The following is a 25,114-nucleotide window of genomic DNA, read 5'->3' as shown; positions in this document are numbered from 1 at the left end:
GCGGCGTCAGCGCTTCTCGAGCTCCTCGGCCACGAGGAACGCCAGCTCCAGGGACTGCATGTGGTTCAGGCGCGGGTCGCACAGGCTCTCGTAACGCGTCGCGAGGGCGGCCTCGTCGATCTGCTCCGAGCCGCCGAGGCACTCGGTCACGTCGTCGCCCGTGAGCTCGACGTGGATGCCGCCCGGGAACGTGCCCACGGAGCGGTGCGCCTCGAAGAACCCACGCACCTCGTCGACCACGTCATCGAAGCGCCGCGTCTTGTATCCCGTGGGCGTCGTGATGCCGTTGCCGTGCATGGGGTCGGTGACCCACAGCGGCTGCGCGCCGGACTCGCGGACCGCCTCGAGCAGCGGAGGCAGCGCATCGCGGATCTTGCCGGCACCCATGCGCGTGATGAAGGTCAGTCGTCCGGGCTCGCGCTCGGGGTCGAGCTTGTCGATCAGCGCGAGAGCCGTCTCCGGCGTCGTCGTCGGGCCGAGCTTGACGCCGATCGGGTTGCGGATCTTCGAGAAGTAGTCGACGTGCGCGCCGTCGAGCTCGCGCGTGCGCTCCCCGATCCACAGGAAGTGGGCGGACGTGTTGTACGGGGTGTCCGTGCGCGAGTCGATGCGCGTCATCGGCCGCTCGTAATCCATCAGGAGGCCCTCGTGGCCGGTGAAGAACTCGACGCGCTTCAGCTCGTCGAAGTCGGCGCCCGCAGCCTCCATGAACTTGATGGCCCGGTCGATCTCGGCGGCCATGCGCTCGTAGCGCTGGTTGGCCGGGTTCTGCGCGAACCCCTTGTTCCACGAGTGCACCTCGCGCAGATCGGCGAAACCACCCTGCGTGAACGCGCGGATCAGGTTCAGCGTCGACGCGGCCGTGTGGTAGCCCTGCAGCAGACGACCGGGGTCGGCCTGGCGCGAGCCCTCCGTGAAGTCGTAGCCGTTGACGATGTCGCCACGGTACGCCGGCAGAGTGACCTCGCCACGGGTCTCGGTGTCGCTCGAGCGCGGCTTGGCGAACTGCCCGGCCATGCGCCCCATCTTCACGATCGGCATCGACGCCCCGTAGGTGAGCACCACCGCCATCTGCAGCACCGTCTTGATGCGGTTGCGGATCTGCTCCGCGGTCGCGCCCGCGAAGGTCTCGGCGCAGTCGCCGCCCTGGAGCAGGAAAGCCTGGCCGGAGGCGGCACGCGCGAGGCGGTCGCGAAGATTGTCGACCTCGCCCGCGAAGACCAGCGGCGGGAGAGCGGCAATCTGCCGGGAGACGTCGGCGACGCGGTCGGCGTCCGGCCACTGCGGCTGCTGCTTGATGGGAAGCGAGCGCCAGGCATCAAGGGCATCGATGTGGTGCGGGAGCATGCGTCAAGCCTACTGGTCGGCGACGGTGCCGAGATGCGCTGCGGAGGCTATGTGACGCGGGTGGGCAGGCGGTCCTTTACGGTCGAAGCGTAGACGTCTTCGTACTCCTGCTGACCCAGTCGCTGCAGCTCCACCATGATCTCGTCGGTGACGGAGCGCAGGATGTAGCGGTCGTTCTCCATGCCCGCGTAGCGAGAGAAGTCGAGGGGCTCGCCGATCACGATCCCGACCCGCATGATGCGGGGAATGCGTCGACCGATCGGCATCGCGGTGTCGGTGTCGACCATGATCACGGGGACCACGGGGACCTTCGCCTCGAGCGCCATCCGCGCGATGCCGGTGCGTCCGCGGTAGAGCTTGCCGTCGGGGCTGCGCGTCCCCTCCGGATAGATGCCGAGCAGCTCGCCGCCGCCGAGCACCTGCAGTCCCGTGTTGAGCGAAGCCTCCGAGGCCTTGCCGCCCGAGCGGTCGATGGGCAGCTGTCCTGTCGCCTTCATGAAGAACTTCGTCGACCAGCCCTTGAGGCCGCGACCGGTGAAGTAGTCGCTCTTGGCGAGGAACGACATCGGCCGATCGATCACGAGGGGAAGGAAGATGGAGTCGGCGAACGAGAGGTGATTGCTGGCGAGGATCGCCGCACCGCTCGCGGGCACGTTCTTCCGGCCCACGATCCAGGGGCGGAACACCGCCTTGACCACGGGGCCGATCACGACGTACTTCATCAGCCAGTAGAACATCGAGGTGAAGTCTAGCGCCGCTCCGGTGTCCGCCCCAGCCCCGCTCGCACAGGCCGTGCGCGACTCAGTTTCACCCTGAGCGCGACCGGGTGCCATGCCCTAGACTCGGACCAACGCCCGTGCCCGACCGGTACCGAAGGAGCTGCCGTGGTCCAGTTTGAAGTCCCCGCGATCGTCCCCGCCGATCCCGACGCGAACGTCGCCGACCTTCTCGCGGAGCGCGTGCGCGCCACGCCCGACCGCCCCCTCTTCTCCGTCCCCCAGGGCGACGGGTGGCGCGACATCTCGGCCGCCGACTTCCAGACCGCGGTCATCGCCCTGGCGAAGGGCTTCGCGGCCGCCGGCATCCAGCCCGGCGAGAAGGTCGGCTTCCTCGCCAGGACGACCTACGAGTGGACGCTGGTCGACTTCGCCCTGTTCTACGCGGGCGCGGTGATGGTCCCCATCTACGAGACCAGCTCCCCCTCCCAGATCCAGTGGATCCTGGAGGACTCCGGTGCGATCGCGCTCATCGTCGAGTCTCCCGAGCACTTCGCACGCGTCGACGAGGTGCGCAGCGACCTCCCCCTGCTGCGCGAGGTCTGGCAGCTGCACCTCGGCGCGATCGACACCCTCACCGCGCAGGGAGCGTCCGTCTCCGACGAGGAGATCGACCGCCGCCGCAACCTCGCCGTCGCCTCGGACATCGCCACCCTCATCTACACCTCCGGCTCGACCGGGCGCCCCAAGGGGTGTGTGCTCACGCACAGCAACTTCGTCGAGCTGTCCCGCAACGCCGCGAAGGCTCTCGACGAGGTCGTGCAGACGCCCGGCTCCTCCACGCTGCTGTTCATCACCACCGCGCACGTGTTCGCACGCTTCATCTCGATCCTCAACATCCACGCCGGCGTGCGCACGGGTCATCAGCCGGACACGCGCCAGCTGCTGCCGGCACTCGGCTCGTTCAAGCCCACGTTCCTCCTCGCCGTCCCGCGCGTGTTCGAGAAGGTCTACAACTCGGCGGAGCAGAAGGCCGAAGCAGGCGGCAAGGGCAAGATCTTCCGCGCAGCCGCCGACGTCGCGATCGAGCACTCGCGCCTCCTCGAAGAGGGCAAGAAGATCCCGTTCGGCATGAAGCTCAAGTTCGCGCTCTTCAACAAGCTGGTCTACAGCAAGCTGCGCGAGGCCATGGGCGGCAACGTGGTCTACGCGGTGTCGGGCTCGGCTCCCCTCGGCGCCCGCCTCGGCCACTTCTTCCACAGCCTCGGCGTCGTCATCCTCGAGGGCTACGGCCTCACCGAGACCACGGCACCGGCCACCGTGAACCTCGCGGACAAGTCCAAGATCGGCACCGTCGGCCCCGCCCTTCCCGGCGTTGGCATCCGGCTCGCGGACGACGGCGAGATCGAGGTCCGCGGCATCAACGTCTTCAAGGAGTACTGGAACAACCCCGAGGCCACCGCCGAAGCCTTCAGCGAGGGCGGCTGGTTCCACACCGGCGACATCGGCAGCTTCGACTCCGAGGGCTTCCTCACCATCACCGGCCGGAAGAAGGAGATCATCGTCACCGCCGGCGGCAAGAACGTCGCACCCGCCGCACTCGAGGATCCCATCCGCGCGAACCCGATCGTCGGCCAGGTGGTCGTCGTCGGCGATCAGCGCCCGTTCATCTCCGCGCTCGTGACCCTCGACCCCGAGATGCTGCCCACCTGGCTCGCCAACAACGGACTGGACGAGAAGATGTCGCTCGCCGACGCCTCCACCAACCCGGCGGTGCGCGCCGAGGTGCAGCGCGCGGTGGACGCGGCCAACCAGCGGGTCTCGCGGGCCGAGTCGATCCGCAAGTTCACGATCCTCGACTCGGAGTGGACGGAGGCTTCCGGCCACCTCACCCCGAAGCTCTCCATCAAGCGCAACGTCATCATGAACGACTTCGCCGACGAGATCTCCGCGATCTACGACGAGCCGGTCGCCACCACCAACGTCGCCATCGGCGGCTGAGCGGCACCTCAGTCACAGAAGAGCCCCGCCGCGGCGGGGCCCTTCTTCATGCGGCTAGAACCAGGAGCTCTCACGCACCTGCCGCATCGCGACCTTGCGCGTCTCCGGGTCGAGCCGGGTGAGGAAGAGCTTGCCGTCGAGGTGGTCCGTCTCGTGCTGGAGCGCCTGGGCCAACAGCCCTTCCCCCTCGAGCACCACAGGCTGCCCGTCGAGATCGATGCCCTCGACCCTGGCCCACGGATAGCGCTGCGCGTCGTGCCACAAGCCCGGCACGGACAGGCACCCCTCGCCCGTGGGCTGGGGTTGCCCGCGGACCTCGGTCAGCACGGGATTGAGGACGTAGCCGATGTCGCCGTCGATGTTGTAGCTGAACGCCCGGACGGCGACGCCGATCTGGTTCGCGGCCACACCGGCCCGTCCGGGGAGCGCGACCGTGTCGACGAGGTCGGCCACCAGGGCGCGGACGCCGTCGTCGATCTCATCGATCGGAGCGCACACCGTTCGCAGGACCGGGTCGCCGAAGATGCGGATCTCGCGGACGGCCATCAGGCGGCCTTCGCCCGCAGGCCCTCGACGAGCAGGGCGGCGAGCTCCCGCGCGGCCGTACGGGTCTCCGGCTGCAGGTTCGCGAACACGATGCTCCCTCCGCCCGCGATCTGCGGGTCGTACGGGACCCGCACCACGCTGCGCACCCGGGTGGCGAAGTGGGCCTGCAGCTCGTTGAGACGCACGAGCGGACTGCCCGGCGTGGACTGGTTGAGCACCACGATCGCGTTGCGCGCCTGCTCGGTGTAGCCGTTGGTCTCCAGCCACGTGAGCGTCTCGGACGCGAGGCGTGCCTCGTCGACGCTGAGACCCGACACGATCACGAGCTGATCGGCGAGATCGAGCGTGGCCGACATCACCGAGTGCACGATGCCGGTGCCGGTGTCGGTGAGGACGAGCGAGTAGTAGTGCGCGGCGACCGCGGCGACATCGCGGTAGTCGGTGTCGCTGAAGGCCTCGGCCACGTGCGGGTCGGCGTCGGACGCGAGCACGTCGAGCCTGGTCGCGTCACGAGCCACGATCGCGGAGATGTCGTGGTAGCCGCGCACCTCGTCACGGATACGGACGAGATCGCGCACGGACTTGCCGTGCTGCGGACGGACGACCCGGTCGGCGAGGGTGCCGCGATCCGGGTTCGCGTCCACGGCGATCACGCGGTCCTCACGGGCATCGGCGAGAGCCATACCGAGAAGCGCGGTGATGGTGGTCTTGCCCACGCCTCCCTTGCGGGACAGCACGGGGATGAAGCGCGCACCGCCCGTCAGCGGCGCGCCGATGCGCGCCGTGAGCGCCTTGCGTTCGCGGGCCCGTCGGCTGTCACCGATGTTGATCCGTCGACCGGACACCGTATAGAGGAAGTGGCTCCAGCCGCCCTCCGGCTCGGGCTTGGTGACGTGGTGCGGGTCGAGCAGACGGTCGGCCGTCAGCAGATCGGCGGACTCACGCGCGGACTCGCTGAGCTCCCCGAGGCGCTTCGAGGCGAGGGTGACCTCGGCGGCGGGTGCGGGCTGCACCGGCGACGGGGTGACGGATCGGCTGTCGGACGTGGACATCCGTGGCTCCTTCCGGGGCGATGGACCTGGCGAGACGGAGGATGAAGAGGCAGCAGCCCCCGCATCCGCACCAGCCTTCGCGAGGAAGCGGGCGGCGGCCGCCTCCTCCTCGGCGTGCGGGGAGGAGACGTCGTCCGAGCCGGGCTCGTCGCCCGCAGACGAGTCGTCAAGCACGATCGCCTCCCGCACCGCATCGGTCTCGGACCCGGCGGGTCGCTGAGCCCCCTCGTCGATCGCGGCCTTCACGATCGGCTTCTCCGGCGCCGGGGCGGGCGGCGGCGTATCGGACGACACCGGCGATGCCGTCGTCGCCTCTTCCACCGGCGGAGTCACGGGCGTCGAGCTGATCGTGATCGCCGCAGCGGCGATCGGGACAGGGGCGCCCTCGACCGCGACGTCGTCGATGATGAGGTCGCCCACCACCTCGCCGTCCACGACACCGTCATCGACGAGGTCGTCGTCCTCCTCGATCGGCAGCGTCACCCGCACCTGGGCGGTCCCGCCGAGGATGCCCATGCCCGCCGTGTCGATCGACCCGGTGTCGTCCAGCACCCCCAGCGGATTCTCGTCGGGGTCGCCTGTCTTCTTCGTGGTCACGTGTCACTCCAAGCCTGTGCGGGGCCTCGGGTGCGCAACGCAGTGCGCGGCCTCGCCCGCACAAGATTAGTGCGACGGACGGATGACGACCAAAAGATCACCCGCGTCGACCTGCTGGGTCTCGGCGATGGCAAGCCGCTCGATCACGCCGTCGACGGGGGCGGTGATGGCCGCCTCCATCTTCATCGCCTCGATCGATGCCACCGGTTCCCCGGCCCTGACGGCCGCACCGACCTCGACCTTGAGCGTGACCACTCCGGAGAACGGCGCCGCGACCTGACCGGGGACGGACGTGTCGGCCTTCTCCACCTCGTGCGCGTCGACCGCCACGGAGCGGTCGCGGACGAACACCGGACGGAGCTGACCGTTCAGCGTCGTCATCACGGTGCGCATGCCTCTGTCGTCGGCGTCGCCGATCGCCTCGAGCCCGACGTACAACTGCACACCGCGGTCGATCTCGATCAGGTGCTCCTGCCCGGGAACGAGCCCGTACAGGTAGTCGCTCGTGTCGAGCACGGACAGATCGCCGAACAGCTCGCGGCGCTCACGGAATTCGGCGGTCGGCGCCGGGAACAGCAGCGTGTTCAGTCGCGAACGGCGCTGCTCGCTCGATCCGGCGAGATCCGCCTCGTCCTCGGCGGTGAGGGCCGTCAGCCCCGCACGCACCGATCGCCCGGCGAGCACCTTGGAACGGAACGGCTCGGGCCACCCGCCCGGCAGGTCACCGAGCTCGCCTGCCATGAAGCCGACGACGGAGTCCGGCACGTCGTACTTCTCCGGGTTCGCTTCGAAGTCGGCGGGATCGGCCTTCACCGCGGCGAGATGCAGAGCGAGATCTCCGACGACCTTCGAGGAGGGGGTCACCTTCGGCACGCGTCCGAGGATCCGGTCGGCGGCGGCATACATGTCCTCGATGAGCTCGAAATCGTCCGCCAGCCCCAGAGCCTTCGCCTGCTGTCGCAGGTTCGACAGCTGACCGCCCGGGATCTCGTGGTGGTAGACCCGCCCCGTGGGTCCCGGCAGCCCGGACTCGAACGGCGCATACTGCCGCCGCACGGCCTCCCAGTACGGCTCGAGGTCGGACACCGCCGCGAGCGACAGCCCGCTGTCGCGCTCGGTGTGCGCGAGCGCGGCCACCAGCGACGACAGCGACGGCTGGCTCGTGGTTCCCGACAGCGGTGCGGAAGCCGCATCGACCGCATCGACGCCCGCCGCGCTGGCCGCGAGGAGCGTCGCCAGCTGCCCGCCCGGGGTGTCGTGGGTGTGCAGGTGCACGGGGAGGTCGAACCGATCGCGCAGCGCCGTCACGAGCTTCGCCGCGGCCGCCGGTCGGAGCAGGCCCGCCATGTCCTTGATCGCGAGGATGTGGGCACCCGCGGCGACGATCTGATCCGCCAGGCCGAGGTAGTAGTCGAGGGTGTAGAGCTCCTCCGCCGGGTCGAGCAGGTCGCCGGTGTAGCACAGCGCGACCTCCGCGACGGCCGTGCCCGTGCTGCGTACCGCCTCGATCGCCGGACGCATCTGCTCGACGTCGTTCAGGGCGTCGAAGATGCGGAAGATGTCGACGCCGCTCGCCGCCGCCTCCGCCACGAACGCCTGTGTCACCGCGGTCGGGTACGGGGTGTAGCCGACCGTGTTGCGTCCTCGCAACAGCATCTGGATCGCCACGTTGGGCAGGGCGGCACGCAGCTTGTCGAGGCGCTCCCACGGGTCTTCGCCGAGGAACCGCAGCGCGACGTCGTAGGTCGCACCGCCCCAGGCCTCGACCGACAGCAGCTCGGGCGTGAGCCGGGCGAGGTAGGGCGCCGCGGCGACCAGGTCCTTCGTGCGCACCCGGGTGGCCAGCAGCGACTGGTGCGCGTCACGGAAGGTGGTGTCGGTGATCGCGAGCGCCGTCTGTGCACGGAGGCTGCGGGCGAACCCCTCGGGGCCGAGGTCGAGCAGACGCTGTCTCGACCCGGACGGCGGCGTCGCGGCGAGGTCGATCACGGGGAGCTTCGTCACCGGGTCGACGACCCCGGGATGCGCGCCGTGCGGCTTGTTGACCGTGACGTCGACGAGCCAGTTGAGGATCTTGGTGCCACGGTCCTTCGACACGCGTCCGCGCAGGAGCTCGGGGCGCTCGTCGATGAAGGAGGTACTGACGTCGCCACGCACGAACGCGGCGTCGTCGAGCAGCGCCTGCAGGAACGGGATGTTGGTCGACACCCCGCGGATGCGGAACTCCGCGAGCGCGCGACGGGCACGGGCCACCGCCGCGGGGAAGTCGCGGCCGCGGCAGGTGAGCTTCGCCAGCATCGAGTCGAAGTGCGGGCTGATCTGCGCGCCCTGGTGCACGGTTCCCCCGTCGAGCCGGATCCCCGCGCCACCGGGCGAACGGTAGGTGGTGATCTTCCCGGTGTCGGGACGGAAGCCCTGCGTCGGGTCCTCCGTCGTGATGCGGCACTGGAGCGCCGCACCGCGCAGGTGCAGGTTCTCCTGCTGCAGACCGAGCTCGGCCAGGGTCTGGCCGGCGGCGATGCGCAGCTGGCTCTGCACGAGGTCGACGTCGGTGACCTCCTCCGTCACGGTGTGCTCGACCTGGATGCGCGGGTTCATCTCGATGAACACGACCTCCCCGGCCCGCTCCCCCGCGGTCTCCAGAAGGAACTCCACCGTGCCGGCGTTCTCATAGCCGATCGAGCGTGCGAAGGCCACGGCGTACCCGTGCAGAGCGTGCCGGACGTCGTCGTCGAGGTTCGGCGCGGGGGCGATCTCGACGACCTTCTGATGGCGTCGCTGCACCGAGCAGTCGCGCTCGAACAGATGCACGGTCTCGCCCGTCTTGTCCGCCAGGATCTGCACCTCGATGTGGCGTGGCCGCACGACGGCCTGCTCCAGGAACATGCGGGGGTCGCCGAAGGCACTGCCGGCCTCGCGCATCGCCTCGGCCAGCGCCGGAGCGAGGTCACCCAGGGTCTCGACGCGCCGCATGCCACGACCGCCGCCACCCGCGACCGCCTTGGCGAACAGCGGGAACCCGATGTCCTCCGCCTGCGCCACCAGGGCGTCGACGTCGTCGGAGGCCTCGGTCGATCGGAGCACCGGCACCCCGGCCTCGATCGCGTGGCGCTTGGCCTCGACCTTGTTGCCCGCCATCTCCAGGACCTTCGCGGGCGGCCCGATGAAGACGATGCCGTTCGCGGCAGCCTTCTCCGCCAGCTCCGGGTTCTCGGACAGGAAGCCGTAGCCGGGGTAGATCGCGTCGGCGCCCGACTCGCGGGCGACGCGGATGATCTCGTCGACGTCCAGGTAGGCGCGGACGGGGTGGCCGCGTTCACCGATCTCGTACGCCTCGTCGGCCTTCAGCCGGTGCACCGAACCGCGATCTTCATGGGGGAAGACCGCGACGGTGCGGGCCCCGACCTCCACTGCCGCTCGGAATGCCCGGATCGCGATCTCGCCGCGATTCGCCACAAGGATCTTCTGGAACATGCACACCTCTGAGAGCTCGATGCGCGGCGTCGACGCACACGCATGGGCGGGGCTGAGTGTTCCCCCAGCCTAGGGGAAGGTAACGTGGTGTCCGTGCACGTACTCAGCGTCAGCTCTCTCAAGGGGGGCGTCGGCAAGACGACCGTGACACTCGGGCTGGCCTCCGCGGCTTTCGCTCGGGGCGTCCGGACGCTCGTCGTCGACCTCGATCCGCAGTCCGACGTCTCCACCGGGATGGACATCCAGGTCGCCGGGCGACTCAACGTCGCCGACGTTCTGGCCAACCCTAAGGAGAAGACCGTCCGTCAGGCGATCACCTCCAGCGGCTGGGCCAAGGTCCACCCCGGGACCATCGACGTGCTGATCGGCAGCCCGTCCGCCATCAACTTCGACGGACCGCACCCGAGCGTCCGCGACGTCTGGAAGCTCGAGGAGGCGCTGGCGGCCGTGGAGGCCGACTACGACCTCGTGCTCATCGACTGCGCCCCGTCGCTGAACGCGCTGACCCGTACCGCGTGGGCGGCGAGCGACCGCGTGATGGTGGTGACCGAGCCCGGGCTCTTCTCCGTGGCGGCGGCCGACCGCGCGCTGCGCGCCATCGAAGAGATCCGTCGCGGCCTGTCGCCTCGCCTCCAGCCGCTCGGCATCGTGGTGAACCGCGTGCGCCCGCAGTCCATCGAGCACCAGTTCCGCATCAAGGAGCTGCGCGACATGTTCGGTCCCCTCGTGCTCTCCCCCCAGCTTCCCGAGCGCACGTCGCTGCAGCAGGCGCAGGGCGCGGCGAAGCCGCTGCACATCTGGCCGGGCGATTCCGCACAGGAGCTTGCGGCCGACTTCGATCAGCTGCTCGACCGCATCATCCGCACCGGACGGATCCCCGTCCCGGAGAGCGGTCCGCAGAGCTGACACACGCACGAACGACGAAACGGCCATCCTCTTCGAGGGTGGCCGTTCTTCGTTTGTGTGCGGGGGCGCCGCTCAGGCGGTGCGCTTCGCCCGGCGGGCCGACAGTTCGTCGACGGGGTCCGGTGCCGTCGGGTCGAATGCGACCAGTGTCGACTCCACCTCGCGGAGCACCTTGCCGACGGCGATGCCGAACACGCCCTGCCCGCGACTAACCAGGTCGATGACCTCGTCGTTGGACGTGCAGAGGTAGACCGAGGCGCCGTCGCTCATGAGGGTGGTTCCCGCGAGGTCGCGGATACCGGCCCGGCGCAGCTCCTCCACCGCGGTGCGGATCTGCTGCAGGGAGATGCCGGTGTCGAGCAGGCTCTTGACGAGCTTGAGGACGAGGATGTCACGGAAGCCGTACAGACGCTGCGATCCGGAGCCACTGGCGCCACGGACGGTGGGCACGACGAGCTCGGTGCGGGCCCAGTAGTCGAGCTGGCGATACGTGATGCCGGCGGCGCGAGCGGCCACGGCGCCGCGGTAGCCGACCTCGTCATCCATGGCCGGGAGACCGTCGGTGAAGAGGAGTTCGGTCACGAACCGCGGGTCGCCTGCGAGCTCATCCGCATTCATCTGAAATCCTCCCTGGAACGGTTATCTCCACGGTAGAGCAGTGCCCCGGCACCGGCAACGACATCCGCGCGGGGCCGAAGGTGTGTCGCAATCAGTTCGTTACGAAAGGATGCGCGACAGCGCGTCCTTCACGAACAGCGCCCGCACGTCGTCGATCCGTGACGCGAGCTCCGGAGCCAGTTCGCTCGCTCGCGCGCGCGACGGCGCGTCCGTGCGTCGGAGCAGTGTCGACAGTGCCGACTCGATCAGCGACACCTCCCGCTCCGCCCCTTGGCGCAGCGAACGCAGGTGACGCGGCTCGATGCCGTGCCGGTCGAGCGCCACGAGTCCCCGCAGGAGCGCCACCGTGTTCTCCGGATAGGTCTCCTGCGCGGTGATGACGCCGGTGCTGATGGCGTCGTTGAGCAGCTGCGGCCCGGCGCCGGCGGCAGCGAGGAGCTCATCGCGGCGGTAGCGACGCGGCGCGGGTGAGATCGACGGCGGCGGGACGAGGGCAGCGGCATCGCCGGTCGCCTCGGCCTGATCGAGCTGCTCGCGGATCACGCTCAGTGGAAGGTAGTGGTCACGCTGGAGCGTGAGCCCGAGGCGCAGCCGCTCAATGTCGGCGGTGGAGAACTTGCGGTACCCCGACTCGGTGCGCGACGGGCGCACGATGCCCTGCACCTCGAGGAACCGCAGCTTGCTGGAGGTCAGGTCGGGGAACTCCGGCGTGAGGCGAGCGAGCACCTGACCGATACTCAGCAGGCCCGCGGACGACGAGCGTTCGCGGGCGGAAGTCGCCGCCATCAGGCGTTCGCCGCCGGACGATCGAGGGGCGAGGCGAAGAAGTTCAGCCGGAACTTGCCGACACGGAGCTCGGCGCCGTCGGTGAGCGTGCTGCGGTCGACGCGCTCCCCGTTCACGTAGGTGCCGTTGAGCGACCGCTGGTCGATGATCTCGAACGCGGCGCCGTTGCGCGTGATCTCCGCGTGCCGACGAGACACGGTCACGTCATCGAAGAAGATGTCGGCCTCGGGGTGGCGGCCGACGGTGGTCACGTCGGTGTCGAGCAGGTAGCGTGCCCCGGCCAGGGCGCCCGAACGGACCAGCAGCAAAGCCGAGCCGGAGGGCAGCGCCGAGATGGCCGACTGCTCGACATCTGTCAACTCCACGCCGAACGGCACGAACGACAGGTCGGAGTCGTGTCCGAACGTCTGCGTCACATCGTGCTTCTGGTCGCCGGAGCGATGGATGGCGGCTTCACCGGCCGGTCGGCTGTCGCTGTCTGTCACTGTGCCCTCCTGACTGTCCAGACTAACGGATGCCGCAGGCCCCCGGGGAGGTCGCTTTCGCACTCAGCCGTCGCATACCGGTGATCCATAGGGTGGAGGGGTGAAGACCAAAGCCCTGCGCCACCCGGCCACCCCGATCGCCCTCGCCGCGGCCCTCCTCGCCGCCTTCCTCGTGCTCTTCTCCCCCCTCTCCGCCTCGGCACACGACGCCCTGGTGTCGTCGTCGCCCGCAGCGGACTCCTCGGTCGAGACGGTTCCCTCCGAGCTCACCCTCACCTTCAGCGCGAAGCTGATCGACGGCGAGGGCGCGACCGAGGTGGTCGTGACCGACCCCTCCGGCGCGACGGTCACCGAAGGGCCGGCGACCGTGGACGGCGCGATCGTCACGCAGCCGCTCAGCGGCAGCGGCCCCGCCGGCGCCTATCACGTGGTGTGGAAGGTCGTGTCCAGCGACGGTCACCCCACCTCCGGCGAGTTCTCCTTCACGGTCACCGCCGGCGACGAGGCAGCGACCGACGCGCCGACCACCGCCCCCGCGACCACCGCTCCCGCCACCGCGGCCCCGACCGAGCAGACCCCGACGCCCGCATCCCCCGCCCCGACGGCACCCGACGACGCGGGCGCATCGGCGTGGATCTGGGTGCTCGTGGTCCTCGCCGTCCTGATCGTGATCGGCGTCGCCGTGTGGCTGACGATGCGCCGTCGCGGCGGCACCGCTCCGTCCGATTCCGACGCCCCCACCGAGCGATAGGCTTAAGGCATGCCACACTACGACGTCGTCATCCTTGGTGCAGGTCCTGGCGGATACGTCGCTGCGGTTCGCAGCGCACAGCTCGGCCTGTCCACCGCGATCATCGAGGAGAAGTACTGGGGTGGTGTGTGCCTCAACGTCGGCTGCATCCCCTCCAAGGCGCTCCTGAAGAACGCGGAGCTCGCGCACACTCTGAAGCACAAGGCCGACTTCTTCGGCATCTCCGGCGACTTCACCATCGACTACGGCAAGGCGTTCGACCGCAGCCGCGTCGTGGCCGACGGGCGCGTCAAGGGCATCCACTTCCTCATGAAGAAGAACAAGGTGACCGAGTACGACGGGCGCGGCACGTTCACCGGCCCGAAGGCCATCTCGGTGGCCAAGGCCGACGGCACGACCGAAGAGGTCACGTTCGACAACGCGATCATCGCGACGGGCTCCAAGGTGCGTCTGCTTCCGGGCGTGCAGCTGAGCGACAACGTGGTGACGTACGAGGAGCAGATCCTCTCCCGTGAGCTGCCGAAGTCCATCGTGATCGTCGGCGCCGGCGCGATCGGCATGGAGTTCGCCTACGTGATGACGAACTACGGCGTGAAGGTCACGATCATCGAGTTCCTCGACCGTGCGCTCCCCAACGAGGACGCCGATGTGTCGAAGGAGATCACGAAGCAGTACAAGAACTACGGCGTCGACATCCTCACCTCCACCAAGGTCGAGTCGGTCGTCGACAACGGCTCGTCCGTCACCGTGTCGTACACGGGCAAGGACGGCCAGCAGAGCTCGATCGAGGCCGACAAGGTGCTCATGTCGGTCGGGTTCGCCCCGAACGTCGAGGGCTTCGGGCTCGAGAACACGGGCGTGAAGCTCACCGAGCGCGGCGCGATCGACATCGACGACCACATGCGCACCAACGTCGAGGGCATCTACGCCATCGGCGACGTGACGGCCAAGCTGCAGCTCGCCCACGTGGCCGAGGCGCAGGGCGTGGTCGCGGCCGAGACCATCGGCGGCGCGGAGACGATGACCCTGGGCGACTACCGGATGATGCCGCGCGCGACGTTCTGCTCGCCGCAGGTCGCGTCGTTCGGGCTCACCGAGCAGCAGGCGAAGGACGAGGGGCGCGAGATCAAGGTCGCGACGTTCCCGTTCATGGCCAACGGCAAGGCGCACGGCCTCGGCGAGCCGGTCGGCTTCGTCAAGCTCATCGCCGACGCCGAGCACCTCGAGCTCATCGGTGCGCACATGATCGGCCCCGACGTGTCGGAGCTTCTGCCCGAGCTCACGCTCGCCCAGAAGTGGGACCTCACGGCGCTCGAGCTGGCACGCAACGTGCACACGCACCCGACGCTGTCGGAGGCCCTGCAGGAGGGCTTCCACGGCCTCGCCGGCCACATGATCAACTTCTGATCGCACGCACACGAAGGCCCGGTCCGCTCTCACGGACCGGGCCTTCGTGCGTCAGAGACCGTGCATCGTGAGGAGGCCGGTCGTCCGTGCGCGCAGCGCCGGTGAGCCGAGCGTGCGGACCAGGGACTCCCGGCCTGCGACGACCGGCACCGGCGCGGGGGCGCCCATCGCCATGAAGAACGCCGAGCGCCGCTGGGCCCGCGCGGCGGCCGTCCGCGTGCGACGGGCGAAGGCGTCGAGGTCGGGCCTGTCGCCCGGCTCGGTGTCGCGCAGGACGGCGGCGAGCCGGAGGGCAGCCGTCCAGCCGAGGTTCATGCCCTGACCCCCGATCGGGCTCACCTCGTGCGCCGCATCGCCCAGGAGCACCACGCGCCCCCGGTGCACCCGCTCCGCCGCATGCTGCGCGGCGACGAAGGACGACACCGTGGCGCGGTCGTCCACGACCAGCCGCTGCCCGGTGCGCGCCGCGACGACCGCCGCGAGCTCGGCCGCGGACGCCACCGGACCACCCCGGCCCTCGCGCACCACCCACCGCCGACGGCCGCCCGGGAGGGGGAACGACTCCACGAGGCCGTCCGGCTCGAAGAACAGCACCGCGCGGTCGTCAGTCGTCGGCGCCTCCACGTCGAGCATCGCGTAGCGCGCCCGCCCCGGTCGGCGCGCCCAGCCCACCCCGAACGCGCGACGCAGACGGCTGCGCACACCGTCGGCGACCACGACCATCGACGCCGTCTCCTCGAGCCGCCCGTCGGTCCCGTCGACGCCCACCCGCACGACCGTGCCGTCGTCGCGCACAGAGCGGACGGTCGAGCCCAGGCCCAGCGCATCCCCCTGCAGACGCTGCAACCGCTCCCGCAGCAGCCCCTCCGTCCGCGGCTGCGGCAGTGTGTAGACGGGTCGCTCCGCGGTGAAGTCCAGTGACGCGAGGCGCCGCCCCCTGCTGCGCACCTCGCCGCCCGTCAGTCGCAGCGCCTCCGCTCGCGCTGCTGTGCCCACCCCTGCCGCGTCGAGGGCATCGAGCCCCGGACGGTGGATGCCGATCGCGCGCGTGCGCCGTCCGGGCTCCGCGCGCTGCTCGTGCACGCGCACCCGCCGACCGTCCTGTGCCAGCAGGCACGCCACGAGCAGCCCGACGGGGCCGCCGCCGACCACGAGCACGTCATGTTCCGGCACGCGGCGCCTCCCACCGCAGCTCCAGTCGCGCGGGAAGACGACTGCGCACGCTCCATCCCGACGGCGCCAGTGCGGCGAGCTCCCGCGCGGTGTACGAGCGCCGGATACTGCGCAGACCGTCCACGCGGATGAAGGAACCGGCGAGCAGCGTGCGAGAGAGCGGCCACGTGGCACCCGCGAAAGCCGTGTACGCCAGGCGGCCGCGCGCGATGTCGTGATGCGAGACCAGCCCGCCCGGAGCGGTGAGGGCCTGCGAGTCGCGCAGCACCGCGTCGAACTCCCCGGCATCCAGGTGATGCAGCACGTGATTCGACAGCACCACGTCGTACCGATCGCCCTCCTCGACCAGCTCGGACGACAGCGCACACCGGTAGCGGATGCCCAGCCCCGCGTCGTGCGCTGACGCCCACCGAATCGCGCGCTCATCCGCATCCAGCGCCGTGACGTCGGCCTCGAGCCCGTCCCGCCGCAGCCGCCGCACGAGAAGGCGGCACAGATCTCCACCGCCCGCGCCGATGTCCAGGATGCGGATCCGGCGGGCGGCCGCGCGCGGGCGGATGTCCTGACGGTAGAGGCGTCCGGGCCGGGAGACCACCGCGTTCACGGCACCGAACCGCTGGTACGTGCGACCGAGCATCTCCTCATCGGCCTGCGGGTCGTCCATCAGCTCCCGCACGTGGGTCGCGCGGACCCGGAGATCCACACTCATGAAGCCGCCGGGGCGACCACGGTCAGCAGCGCGCTCTCCGCCGTGAGACCGGGGCCGAACGCCATCGCAGCCACGCGGTCGCCCGGCTCGGCCCCCTCGCGCTCCAGGATCCGCTTCAGCACGAACAGCACGGTCGCACTCGACATGTTGCCGTACTCGCGCAGCGTCTCGCGCGCCGGTCGCAGCTGTGCGTGGCTCAGCGCCATCCGCTCCTGCACCCTGTCGAGGATGCTCCGCCCGCCGGGATGGATCGCCCAGTGCCGCACCTGTTCACCCACCCGTCCGGCGGCGAACGCCTCCGCGAGGCCGTCCTCCCGGGAGTAGAGCGGGCCCAGCGCCCCGATGATGGACGCGCCGATGATCTGCGGCACCGCGGTCGACAGGATCATCTCGAACCCCGAGTCGCCGATCGTCCAGGCCATGTCGTCCACGCCCTCCGGGACGATCGCGGTGTGGAAGCCGTCGAGGCGGAGCGCGGGAACGGACGAGGGGAGGTCACGCGCGGTGACGACGCCCGCTGCAGCGCCGTCGGCGAAGAGCGAGGAGGCCACGATCGTGTCCGGATCCTCCGAGGAGCGCAGGTGCAGGGTGCAGAGCTCCACGCTCACGACCAGCACGACCGCGTTCTCATCGGCCGCGCAGAACTGAGCAGCGGCCCGCAGCGCCGGCATGGAGGCGTAACAGCCCATGAAGCCCAGGTGATAGCGCTGGACCGCATCGGACAGACCGAGCCCCCGCACGATCTCGTACTCCGGTCCCGGTGCGTGGAAGCCCGTGCAGGACACCGTGATCACGTGCGTGACATCGGCGGCGGTCACGTCGGGATCCGCGTCGAGCGCGCGACGGGCGGCCTCGACGAAGAGCCGCGAGGCCTCCCGCGTGTAGTAGTCGTTGCGTGCTTTCGTGCCCGGGGCGAGCAGTCGACCGGAGCGACGGTCGTAGAACAGCGGCTCGTCCGGCTCCGCCCCCTCGGCGAGTTCATCGATCACGGTGTGCCGTGTGTCGATCCCCGACACGCGGAAGGAGGTCGACACGATGCGCTGAGCCAGCCGACCGAGACCGGGCTGGGCGGCGAAGACCTCACGCACCTGCTCCTGCACGAGAACGGTCTCGGGGACGATCGTCTGCAGCGATCGAAGCACAGGCGGTCGGCTCATGGGCCCACTCAACCACCCGGCGAGCTCCGGGGAAAAGGGGTTGCGTCGTGGCCGTCGCGCGCCTAGAACCCGAGCGCTCTGGCGAGCTTCGACTCGGAGGACGCCTCACGGGCGCCGGCCGCACGCACCACGCCCTCGACCGCGGCGAACAGGGCTGCGCGTCCTGCCTCATCGGCGGGAGCGGCGGGACCGAGCTCCACCTCCCACTCACGCCACGCGCGGCGCGTGCCACGGCGGACGTCGGTCGCACGGACGCGATCGTCCACGAACTCCGCCACGACGCCGCGCGGCCCCGTGAGCAGGTAGGCCGTGCGGTCGTTCTCGATGCGCGCGAGGGGGGTCAGCGGCGCCGTCGTCCAGCCGGAGATCGCCTCGACGACCACGGCGGGAACGGTCTCGCCGGTGTCACCGAGCGGCCATCCCAGCTCCAGGCGTCCGTCGCCCTGCCGCGGCCCCTTCACGTGCCAGCCCTCGTCCGGGCCGCCCGTGCGGCGACGCAGCGCGACGCCCGAGCGCGCGAGGGCGCCGTCGTCGGTGTCGAGATAGTGCGCGTCCAGGGCACGGTGCTCACCGGACGACACGGCATCGACCCCCGGGATCGCCTCCCACCGCGGGAGCGGAGTGTCGTCGTCGACGTCGTACGTGCGCTCGACCTCGACCGTGCGGGAGGGCTCAGTCATCCTCGAGCGTGAGGTCTTCGAGCGACTCCTCGAACCAGTAGTCGACCTCGGTCGGGCCGTCGCCCTCGCCCGTGTTCTGCGGCTCGCCGCGGCGGTTGTACACCACCTGCGTCTCGCTGTAGGGGACGATCAGCTTGTCGTCCGCATCGCCGAGGGGGATGATCTGCCCGTCCAGCGGGCCGCCGTGGAGTCGTGCGAGTGCCATGTGCCCAGAGTAGACCCGACCTCCCCCATCCGCGCGGCGCCCGGCCGCTCAGCCGAGCAGGACACCGAGGACGGCTCCCGCGATCATCCACGGTCCGAACGCGATCCTGGTCGCCCGGTCGGCGCGCCGCAGCGCCATCAGCACGAGCGCGTACAGGGCTCCGAGGACGAATGCGGACGCCGCGCCGAGCGCGAGCGCCGTCCAGCCGTGCCACGCAAGCAGCAGCCCGATGACCGCCGCGAGCTTGACGTCTCCCCCGCCCATGCCGGCGCGACTGATCGCGCGCAGCACCAGGTAGAAGCCACCGAGCAGGACGCCGCCGAGCAGGGCACGGATCATCGGCTCGGGCCGACCCGTCGCGACGGCATCCACGGTGACGAGCAGGAGCAGGGCGGCGAGCGTGGGCAGCACGATGCGGTTGGGGAGACGGTGCGTGCGGGCGTCGATCACGACCAGCCATCCGCCGACGCCGAGGAGGGCGCCGTGCACCAGGCCGATGAGGGCGAGTCGGAGATCCATCCGGGCAGGCTAGGCGAGCAGCATGCGCGCCGATGACCCCCTGTGGACAGGGTTTCGCGGATGTCCGATGTACGAATTAGCGTCGTTCACGTCACTTGCTTTATTCGTACATATCTTCGAGGATGGATGCATGGGGATCGGGCTCGATGCGATGACCGCGCTCTCTCCGACCAGCGACAACCGCGCCGGAGAGGTGCTGCGGCTGCGCCGCGAGATCAGCCGGATGCAGCGGCGGCGCAGCGAGCACACCCTGCTCCCCCTCGACCCCGCCTTCGCTGCGCTGCTGCCCGATGAGGGACTCCAGACCGGCACCTCCTACACGGTCTCCCCCTCCCCGGCCCTCGTGCTGGCGCTGCTCAGTGCCGCCTCGGGCAAAGGGCACTGGTGCGCGGTGATCGGCATGCCGACCCTCGGGGTGGAGGCCGCCGCCGCCTACGGCATCGACCTGACCAGGCTCATCCTCGTCCCGTCTCCCGGAGACCGCTGGCTCGCAGTGACCTCCGCCCTCGCCGAAGTGGTGCCGCTGATCGTCGTCCAGCCGGAGTCGAGGGCCCGGGATGCGGATGTCGCACGGCTGAGTGCTCGACTGCGCGACCGCGGCTCCACCCTGCTGGTCGCCGAGGAACCGGGCGCGGGGCGGTGGGCGCAGAGCGAGGGCACCATCCGCCTGCACGACCCCGACTGGCACGGGCTCGGAGAGGGGTGGGGCCTGCTCTCCGATTGCACGGTGACGGTCACCGCCCGGACCAGGCACAGCCCGCGCGCCTCGAGTGTGCGGGTGCGGCTCCCCGGCGGACACGGTGCCGTCGAGACGGCGGTGGCCGAGCTGACCGCACTGCCCCCGCTCTCCGTCGAACCGGAGGCGTCGGGCACCTCCGCCCCGTCGGAGCTCCTCTTCTGGGCGGAGGCAGGATGAACGCTCCCCTCCGCGTCCTCGTGCTGTGGTTCCCGGACTGGCCCCTGCGGGCGGCCCTGGGTGGCGGGCAGCCGCATCCGCCCACGGCCCTGGTGCAGGCGAACACGGTCGTCGCGTGCACCGCCTCGGCCCGAGCGCACGGCGTCCGCATCGGCCAACGTCGCCGCGTCGCCCAGGGACTCCTCTCCTCGCTCCGGGTCCTCCCGCACGACCCGGGGAAGGACGAACGGGCCTTCGCCCCGGTGCTGCAGGTCATCGAGAGACACGCCCCCGGGGTCACGCTCCTGCGCCCGGGCCTCGCGATCCTGCGAGCCAGGGGCATCTCGCGCTACCACGGGGGCGAGGCGGAGGCGGCGGCGGCGCTCTCCGCGATCCTGGCCGACGCCGGCTACCCCGAGGTGCGCGTCGGGGTCGCCGACGGTCCCTTCACGGCCGAGATCGCCGCACGGGGAACGGCCCCCTGCACGGTCGTCCCGCCCGGCGCCTCCCGGGATTTCCTGGCACCGTACCCCGTCCAGGTGCTCCGCGACGAGCAGCTCAGCGGGCTCCTCCTGCGACTCGGGGTGCGCACCCTCGGCGCGTTCACCGCCCTCGACCCGCTCGACGTGCGCGACCGTTTCGGCGAACAGGGAGCCCGGATGCACGCCCTCGCCTCCGGCGCCGACTCCCGCCCGCTGACCCCGCGCCCGCCCGACCCCGAGCTGGCGCGGAGCATCGAGTTCGACACCCCCCTGGGCGGCGCCGACCAGGTGGCCTTCGCCGTGCGGCAGACGGCCGACGCCGTACTGCTCGCCCTCGCCGATGCCTCCGTCGTCTGCACCGAGGTGCGGATCGATCTGACGGACGATGGCGGCGAGGTCTTCTCCCGCACCTGGCTGCACCCGACGTGCTTCGACGCCTCCGACCTCGTCGACCGGGTGCGCTGGCAGCTGGAGTCCCTGGCGGCGCTGACCGCGAAGGAACCCGTGGACGAGGCGAGGGCGTTCGGCGGCATCGCGGCGGTCCGCATCCTCCCCGTCGCCGTGGACGACGCGGCACACCATCAGCCCGGCCTCTTCGGATCGGGCACCGACGAGCGCCTGCACCACGCGGTCTCCCGGGTGCAGACCATGCTCGGACATCAGGGCGTGGTCACGGCGGCCGTGTCGGGTGGGCGCTGGCTGGCCGACCGTCAGGTGCTCACCCCGTGGGGCGAACGAGTGGTGCCCCCGCGGGACCCCGGGTCGCCCTGGCCGGGCAGCCTCCCCGATCCGCTGCCGTCCGAGGTCTTCCGCCCTCCCCGCCCGGTCGGCGTCGTCGGGGTCGACGGGAGCGTCCTCACGGTGGACGACCGCGGGGCGCTGTCGAACGACCCCGCCCGCATCGACGGTGCCGGGGTGCAGGCCTGGGCGGGGCCGTGGCCGGTGCAGGAACGCCGGTGGGCTCCGGGGGGCGGCAAGCGGGGGCATCGGCTCCAGATCGTCGACGACCGCGACCGCGCCTGGCTCGTCTTCCACGCCGGCGAGCGCTGGTGGGCTGAAGGGAGGTATCGCTGATGGGATGGCACAACCCGCCGCTGAGCTGGGATCAACTGGAGCGCACCCTCAGCGGCGATCCGGCCCCGCCGTCCGCGACCCCCGGGCGACGAGCGGACCCCGGACCCGTGAGCCGACGCCGCAAGCGCCTCCCTCCCGCCCTGCCGAAGCGGCCGGAGGACGCCGTGCCCTATGCCGAGCTGCACGCGCACTCCTCCTACTCCTTCCTCGACGGCGCCTCCTCCCCCGAAGACCTTCTGGCCGAAGCCGAACGCCTGGGCCTGAGCGCACTCGCCCTCACGGACCACGACGGGTTCTACGGCGCCGCGCGCTTCGCCGAGCTCGCGGAGCACATGGAGGTGCAGCTGCAGACCGTGTTCGGAGCCGAACTGTCGCTCGACCTGCCGCTCGCCCCGCAGGGCGCCGCCGACCCGCCCGGCGAGCATCTGCTCGTGCTCGCCCGCGGCATGGAGGGCTACCACCGGCTGTCCGGGGCGATCACCGCCGCCCAGCTGCGGGGCGGGGAGAAGGGACGCCCCGTGTACGACCTCGACGACCTGGCCGCCCGCGCGGACGGACACTGGACGATCCTGACCGGCTGCCGCAAGGGCGCGGTCCGGCGAGGGCTCGACGCCGGCGACGCCGCCACCCCGCTCCGACGACTCGTCGACCTGTTCGGCAGCGACAGCGTGGCCGTCGAGCTCTTCGACCACGGAGAGCCCCTGGACACACGGCGCAACGACGCTCTCGCCGACCTCGCGCGGCGGATGCGCCTGCCGGTCGTGGCGACCAACAACGTGCACTACGCCAGGCCGATGCAGGCTCCCCTCGCGGAGGCCGTGGCCGCGGTCAGGGCGGTGCGCAGCATGGACGAGCTCGACGGCTGGCTGCCCGCGCACGGCGGAGCACACCTGCGCAGCGGGGCCGAGATGACGGCACGTTTCGCGCGCTACCCCGGAGCGATCTCACACGGGCTGGAGATCGCCGCCGCCTCCGCCTTCCCGCTGCGCATGGCACGCCCGGCCCTCCCTCGGCAGGACGTGCCGCCGGGCCACACGCCCATGAGCTGGCTGCGACACCTGGTGTGGGCGGCGGTGCCGACGAAGTACCCCCGGCTGGACGCCGACGGCCACCGCCGCATCGAGCGCGAGCTCGACGTGATCGAGGAGAAGGACTTCCCCGGCTACTTCCTGATCGTGCACGGCATCGTCGCCGAGGCCCGTCGCCGCGGGATCCTCTGCCAGGGGCGAGGCTCCGCTGCGGCGAGCGCGGTGTGCTACCTGCTGGGCATCACCGCGGTCGACCCGATCCTCTACCGGCTGCCGTTCGAGCGGTTCCTCGCCACCACGCGCACGGAGGAGCCCGACATCGACGTGGACTTCGACTCGCGGCGCCGGGAGGAGATCATCCAGTGGGTGTATCGCGAGTACGGAAGAGAGCGGGCGGCCCAGGTGGCGAACGTCATCCAGTACCGGCCGAAGAACGCGGTCCGCGACATGGCCAGGGCCCTGGGGTACTCACCGGGCCAGCAGGACTCGTGGTCTCGGCAGGTCGACGGGTGGGGGTCGGGGCTCGAGCCCGTCGAGGGCCACGACATCCCGGACACCGTGCTCGACTACGCCGCCGAGCTGCTCAAGGCCCCCCGTCACCTGGGGATCCATTCCGGCGGCATGGTGCTCACCGCGCGCCCGGTCGGCGAGGTGGTCCCGGTGGAGCACGCCCGCATGGAGGACAGGACGGTCATCCAGTGGGACAAGGACGACGCCGCCTTCATGGGGCTGGTGAAGTTCGACCTGCTCGGCCTCGGCATGCTCGCGGCCCTGCAGCACTGCTTCGACCTCGTGCGCGAGGCCACCGGCGAGGAATGGACGCTGGAGACCCTGCCGAAGGAGGAGGCCGGGGTGTACGACATGCTGTGCCGCGCCGACTCGATCGGCGTCTTCCAGGTCGAGTCCCGAGCGCAGATCGGCCTGCTGCCCCGCCTGCAGCCCCGCCGCTTCTACGACCTCGCGATCCAGATCGCCCTGATCCGCCCCGGACCCATCCAGGGTGGCGCGGTGCATCCGTTCGTGCGGCGCAAGATGGCGAAGGACCGGACGGACGAGGAGAACAGGGAGCGGGAGGCCAGGGGCGAGGCGCCGGTGGACTTCCCGATCCCCTACCCGCACAGCGACCTGGAGGACATCCTGAAGCGCACCCTGGGGATCCCCATCTTCCAGGAGCAGCTGATCCAGATGGCCACGGCGGTGGGCGACTGCACGGCCGACGAGGCGGACCTGCTGCGGCGGGCGATGGGGTCCAAACGAGGGCTGGAGAAGATCGAGAAGGTGCGGGGCAAGCTCTACGCAGGGATGGCCAGGCGAGGACTCGTGGACGACGACGCCGACCGCATCTACGCGCAGATCCAGGCGTTCTCGAACTTCGGTTTCGCCGAGTCGCACTCGCTGTCGTTCGCGCTCCTCGTCTACGCGAGCTCCTGGCTGAAGCTGCACTACCCGGCGGCCTTCCTCGCCGGGCTGCTGCGGTCGCAGCCGATGGGGTTCTACTCCCCCGCGACACTCACGGCGGATGCCCGCCGGCACGGGGTGGAGGTGCGCCGCCCCGATCTGCACCTGTCCGGGGCCACCGAGCTGCTCGAACCCGTCGCCGCGGACGGCGGCACCGGGCCCACGGGCAGGGAGAGCTGCCTGGCGGATCCGCAACCGGAAGTCCTGCGCTTCGACCGGAGCGCGCCGGACGAGTCGGCGGCACACCGCAGGGACGGGCGGTTCGCGGTGCGACTCGGGCTCAGCGGCATCCGCGGCATCGGCGTGCCGCTGGCGGAACGGATCGTCGCCGAGCGTGAGGCCCACGGCCCCTATCGCGATCTCCACGACCTGGTGCGGCGGACCGATGCGACGGCGGCGCAGCTGGAAGCCCTCGCCACCGCCGGCGCCTTCGCGTGCCTCGGCCTCGAACGGCGGGAGGCGATCTGGCTCGCCGGGGCCGCGGCCGACGACCGCTCCCGCTTCCTGCCGGGGACGACCGTGGCTGTGCAGCCTCCCCTGTTCGCCGACCAGACGAGTTACGAACGGCTCTCGGCCGATCTCTGGGCCACGGGCATCTCGACGGACGACCACCCCATGGCACACTTCCGCGCAGCCCTCCAGACCCGCGGGGTGCTGACCGCGGCCGATCTGCAGAAGCACGAGACGGGACGACGCATCGAGGTCGCCGGGCTGGTCACCCACCGACAGCGACCGGCGACAGCGGCCGGGGTCACCTTCGTGAACCTCGAAGACGAGAGCGGTCTGGTGAACGTGATCTGCTCCACCGGTGTCTGGGGCCGCTTCGGCCGGATCGCCCGCGAGTCGCCGGCACTCATCATCCGCGGCATCCTCGAACGCTCACCCGAGGGTGTGGTCAACGTGCTCGCCGACGCCTTCGAGGATCTGCAGACCGGCGTGGCCCACCGATCGCGGGACTTCCGATGACCCGGGCACCGACAGCGCAGGCCCCTCAGAAGCGAAGGACGTCCGCCGACCGCACCAGGCACCCGCCCCGGCCCCGCGCGGC

General features: G+C 70.8%; 21 protein-coding genes. 7 read left to right on the top strand and 14 right to left on the bottom strand.

Translation table 11 applies throughout. The features are described from left to right. Positions 1-6 precede the first annotated feature (6 nt). Together DW297_RS08425 and DW297_RS08420 are read right to left on the bottom strand one after the other, a co-directional pair. Complete coding sequence (locus DW297_RS08425) at positions 7-1,347, bottom strand: class II 3-deoxy-7-phosphoheptulonate synthase (protein WP_136031294.1); 1,341 nt, start codon at positions 1,345-1,347, stop codon at positions 7-9. Between the two features lie 47 nt (positions 1,348-1,394). Next, entirely contained in the window at positions 1,395-2,084 is a 690-nt protein-coding gene (locus DW297_RS08420; RefSeq protein WP_136031292.1) for a lysophospholipid acyltransferase family protein, read from the bottom strand. A 147-nt stretch (positions 2,085-2,231) separates the two neighbouring features. Between DW297_RS08420 and DW297_RS08415 the strand changes: the two genes are divergently transcribed. Continuing rightward, positions 2,232-4,064: an AMP-dependent synthetase/ligase gene (locus DW297_RS08415; RefSeq protein WP_136031289.1), complete on the top strand. Its 1,833-nt coding sequence runs from the start codon at positions 2,232-2,234 to the stop codon at positions 4,062-4,064. Positions 4,065-4,118: 54 nt separating this feature from the next. On the opposite strand, the gene DW297_RS08410 is transcribed toward DW297_RS08415, so the two are convergent. The 3 genes from DW297_RS08410 to DW297_RS08400 all read right to left on the bottom strand — a co-directional run bounded on the left by DW297_RS08410 (position 4,119) and on the right by DW297_RS08400 (position 9,733). Then, entirely contained in the window at positions 4,119-4,610 is a 492-nt protein-coding gene (locus DW297_RS08410; RefSeq protein WP_136031287.1) for a peptide deformylase, read from the bottom strand. Then, positions 4,610-6,259, bottom strand: a complete 1,650-nt coding sequence (locus DW297_RS08405; RefSeq protein ID WP_240744561.1) for a MinD/ParA family ATP-binding protein — start codon at positions 6,257-6,259, stop codon at positions 4,610-4,612. The genes DW297_RS08410 and DW297_RS08405 overlap by 1 nt, the downstream gene beginning before the upstream one ends. Positions 6,260-6,325: 66 nt before the next feature. After that, positions 6,326-9,733 (bottom strand): pyruvate carboxylase, encoded by a 3,408-nt coding sequence (locus DW297_RS08400; RefSeq protein WP_136031285.1) that lies wholly within the window; start codon positions 9,731-9,733, stop codon positions 6,326-6,328. Between the two features lie 93 nt (positions 9,734-9,826). On the opposite strand from DW297_RS08400, the gene DW297_RS08395 reads away from it, so the two are divergent. Next, on the top strand, positions 9,827-10,639 hold the full coding sequence (locus tag DW297_RS08395; RefSeq protein WP_136031283.1) for a ParA family protein: 813 nt from the start codon (positions 9,827-9,829) through the stop codon (positions 10,637-10,639). Positions 10,640-10,711: 72 nt separating this feature from the next. Here the strand turns inward: DW297_RS08395 and DW297_RS08390 are convergent, their stop codons facing one another. The 3 genes from DW297_RS08390 to DW297_RS08380 form a co-directional block, all read right to left on the bottom strand. Next, positions 10,712-11,257, bottom strand: coding sequence for a MerR family transcriptional regulator (locus DW297_RS08390; RefSeq protein ID WP_136031281.1), 546 nt, complete (start codon positions 11,255-11,257; stop codon positions 10,712-10,714). Positions 11,258-11,356: 99 nt separating this feature from the next. Next, complete coding sequence (gene ftsR, locus DW297_RS08385) at positions 11,357-12,043, bottom strand: transcriptional regulator FtsR (RefSeq protein ID WP_136031278.1); 687 nt, start codon at positions 12,041-12,043, stop codon at positions 11,357-11,359. After that, positions 12,043-12,528 (bottom strand): FHA domain-containing protein, encoded by a 486-nt coding sequence (locus tag DW297_RS08380; protein ID WP_136031276.1) that lies wholly within the window; start codon positions 12,526-12,528, stop codon positions 12,043-12,045. The genes ftsR and DW297_RS08380 overlap by 1 nt, the downstream gene beginning before the upstream one ends. 100 nt (positions 12,529-12,628) lie before the next feature. Between DW297_RS08380 and DW297_RS08375 the strand changes: the two genes are divergently transcribed. Together DW297_RS08375 and lpdA are read left to right on the top strand one after the other, a co-directional pair. Continuing rightward, positions 12,629-13,279 carry a copper resistance CopC family protein gene (locus DW297_RS08375; protein ID WP_136031274.1) on the top strand — a complete coding sequence of 217 codons (651 nt, stop codon included), beginning with the start codon at positions 12,629-12,631 and terminating at the stop codon, positions 13,277-13,279. A gap of 9 nt (positions 13,280-13,288) precedes the next feature. Beyond that, the gene (gene lpdA, locus DW297_RS08370) at positions 13,289-14,686 is read left to right on the top strand and encodes a dihydrolipoyl dehydrogenase (RefSeq protein ID WP_136031272.1); all 1,398 of its coding nucleotides are present in this window, start codon (positions 13,289-13,291) and stop codon (positions 14,684-14,686) included. A 51-nt stretch (positions 14,687-14,737) separates the two neighbouring features. Here lpdA and DW297_RS08365 read toward each other — a convergent pair whose 3' ends face one another. The 6 genes from DW297_RS08365 to DW297_RS08340 all read right to left on the bottom strand — a co-directional run bounded on the left by DW297_RS08365 (position 14,738) and on the right by DW297_RS08340 (position 19,129). Next, positions 14,738-15,859 carry an FAD-dependent oxidoreductase gene (locus tag DW297_RS08365; RefSeq protein WP_136031271.1) on the bottom strand — a complete coding sequence of 374 codons (1,122 nt, stop codon included), beginning with the start codon at positions 15,857-15,859 and terminating at the stop codon, positions 14,738-14,740. Further along, positions 15,846-16,568, bottom strand: a complete 723-nt coding sequence (locus tag DW297_RS08360) for a methyltransferase domain-containing protein (RefSeq protein WP_136031269.1) — start codon at positions 16,566-16,568, stop codon at positions 15,846-15,848. Before DW297_RS08360 ends, DW297_RS08365 begins: the two co-directional genes overlap by 14 nt. Continuing rightward, positions 16,565-17,725, bottom strand: coding sequence for a type III polyketide synthase (locus tag DW297_RS08355; protein WP_136031266.1), 1,161 nt, complete (start codon positions 17,723-17,725; stop codon positions 16,565-16,567). The genes DW297_RS08360 and DW297_RS08355 overlap by 4 nt, the downstream gene beginning before the upstream one ends. 62 nt (positions 17,726-17,787) lie before the next feature. Continuing rightward, entirely contained in the window at positions 17,788-18,405 is a 618-nt protein-coding gene (locus tag DW297_RS08350) for a CYTH domain-containing protein (protein ID WP_136031264.1), read from the bottom strand. After that, positions 18,398-18,610, bottom strand: a complete 213-nt coding sequence (locus DW297_RS08345; protein ID WP_046749348.1) for a hypothetical protein — start codon at positions 18,608-18,610, stop codon at positions 18,398-18,400. Before DW297_RS08345 ends, DW297_RS08350 begins: the two co-directional genes overlap by 8 nt. Positions 18,611-18,658: 48 nt before the next feature. Then, positions 18,659-19,129, bottom strand: coding sequence for a prepilin peptidase (locus tag DW297_RS08340; RefSeq protein ID WP_136031262.1), 471 nt, complete (start codon positions 19,127-19,129; stop codon positions 18,659-18,661). 130 nt (positions 19,130-19,259) lie between these two features. Here DW297_RS08340 and DW297_RS08335 point away from each other — a divergent pair, with 130 nt between their 5' ends. Genes DW297_RS08335 through DW297_RS08325 form a run of 3 tightly spaced genes read left to right on the top strand, consistent with a single transcriptional unit; the run spans position 19,260 to position 25,032 of the window. Beyond that, on the top strand, positions 19,260-20,045 hold the full coding sequence (locus DW297_RS08335) for a hypothetical protein (RefSeq protein WP_136031260.1): 786 nt from the start codon (positions 19,260-19,262) through the stop codon (positions 20,043-20,045). Next, positions 20,042-21,580 (top strand): DNA polymerase Y family protein, encoded by a 1,539-nt coding sequence (locus tag DW297_RS08330; RefSeq protein WP_136031258.1) that lies wholly within the window; start codon positions 20,042-20,044, stop codon positions 21,578-21,580. Before DW297_RS08335 ends, DW297_RS08330 begins: the two co-directional genes overlap by 4 nt. After that, positions 21,580-25,032, top strand: coding sequence for an error-prone DNA polymerase (locus DW297_RS08325; protein WP_136031256.1), 3,453 nt, complete (start codon positions 21,580-21,582; stop codon positions 25,030-25,032). Before DW297_RS08330 ends, DW297_RS08325 begins: the two co-directional genes overlap by 1 nt. Positions 25,033-25,114: the final 82 nt, after the last annotated feature.

Origin of the sequence: Microbacterium sp. PF5, assembly GCF_004794315.1 — a bacterium.
Taxonomy (GTDB): Bacteria; Actinomycetota; Actinomycetes; order Actinomycetales; family Microbacteriaceae; genus Microbacterium; species Microbacterium sufflavum.
The sequence above is the reverse complement of the archived record's forward strand: the minus strand, read 5'-3'. Positions and strand labels throughout refer to the sequence as shown.